This is a genomic window from Rhizobium sp. SVR5-9E (assembly GCF_056755095.1).
The window spans coordinates 1-1,312 of the sequence record NZ_JBNDHS010000213.1 but is presented as its reverse complement, the minus strand read 5'-3'; the positions used below and the strand labels follow the sequence as shown (position 1 = coordinate 1,312).

The window sequence follows — 1,312 nt, the reverse complement described above, 5'->3', positions numbered from 1 at the left end:
AGGGAGTACATGGCCACCAGCGCGACGATCTCTATGATGTTCGCATCCGTGTAGCCGGCATCGCGGACGGTTTTCAGATCGGCGTCACTGACCTGTCCTCGGGTCTCGATGACCTTGCGCGCAAACTGGACGGCGGCGTCCCGCTTCGGGTCGCTGGCATGGCCCTTCCGCGCGAGAATGATTTCATCAGCCGGCAGCTTGGCCATATGCTCAGCCGTAAAGCTGTGAACCGTCAGGCAGTAGTTGCAGCCATTCACTTCGGAGACAGCGAGACCGATGCTGTCGCGCGTCTTCACGTCGAGCGCCTTGCTCATGGAGCCGAACAGGGCGGCCCATGCGTTGAACGCGATCGGGCTCGCCGCGAAGGTCGCCATCATATTTGGGGTGAACCCAATGTTCTTGGTGAATGCATCGAGAGTGGGTTTCGAATCGGCCGGCACCTGTTCCGGCTTTAGAGCTGCAGATCTTGGCATCGTAGCCTCCGTAAATTGCTGGATTTACTGATAATCAAACGAGGTCCAGCACATCGGCTACGGGACGGCGCGGCTTCTGCGGCCAGTTTCCAGGGCGTTCCGCGCCGATGGACAACAGCATGACCGGTACTTCGTCATGGGCCAGTTCGAACTCGCGGTGCACCGCGGCGGCATCGAAACCGATCATCGGCGTCGAACCCAGGCCAAGCGAGCCGGCTGCATAAATCATCGCCGCGGCGCCAAAGGTGGCGGTGCGCACTGCTTCGTCGCGACGGCGCTGCGGGTATTCCATGTACAGATCGCGTGCGGGGATTTCCCAATCGGGCACCAACCTTGCCGGCATGATGCCCGCTTCCACGACCGGTGCCAGGCGGTCTGGTATTACGCTGGTTTCGACCAGCTGGCCGCAGACGATGAAGGTCACGGCCGCTTCAGTGATCGCCGGCTGGCTCCAAGCAATAGGACTGAGCCGAGCCTTGGCTTCAGGCGTGCGTACGGCGATAAAACGCCAGTTCTGCAAGTGGAACGATGTCGGCGCACTAGTGCCGATCCGCACCAGTTCGCGGATTTGGTCGTCGCTTAAGGTGGCGGCAGGGTCGTAATACTTGGTGGCCCTGCGGCTCAGGATAGTTTCGATGACGGCGTTGGTCATGGTAATTCCGTTGGTCATGGAGATTCCTCTGGATGAAAGGATAGGTTGACGTACAAAAGTGTTTTCGCTCTCTTTGCTGGGAATGCTGCAGGGATGGAGCCCGTTCGACATCACATGCGAGGAGCCATGGGTAGGTTCCCGGATTGCCCTCGGCACGGCTGATAGGACGCGACCGGCCGATCTGGAC

Annotated in this window: 2 protein-coding genes; both read right to left on the bottom strand. The window is 60.0% G+C overall.

What is annotated here, in order from left to right; all coding sequences use genetic code 11:
- A partial coding sequence (locus ACPYOJ_RS34460) for a carboxymuconolactone decarboxylase family protein (protein ID WP_481420241.1) occupies positions 1 to 473 on the bottom strand: 473 nt, incomplete at its 3' end.
- 34 nt (positions 474 to 507) lie between these two features.
- Positions 508 to 1,143: a nitroreductase family protein gene (locus ACPYOJ_RS34455; RefSeq protein WP_481420240.1), complete on the bottom strand. Its 636-nt coding sequence runs from the start codon at positions 1,141 to 1,143 to the stop codon at positions 508 to 510.
- Positions 1,144 to 1,312: the final 169 nt, after the last annotated feature.

What these genes read in the sequence shown, in the direction of transcription:
- ACPYOJ_RS34455 (WP_481420240.1), bottom strand. Translation starts at nt 1,143, where the DNA reads ATGACCAACGGAATTACCATGACCAACGCCGTCATCGAAACTATCCTG.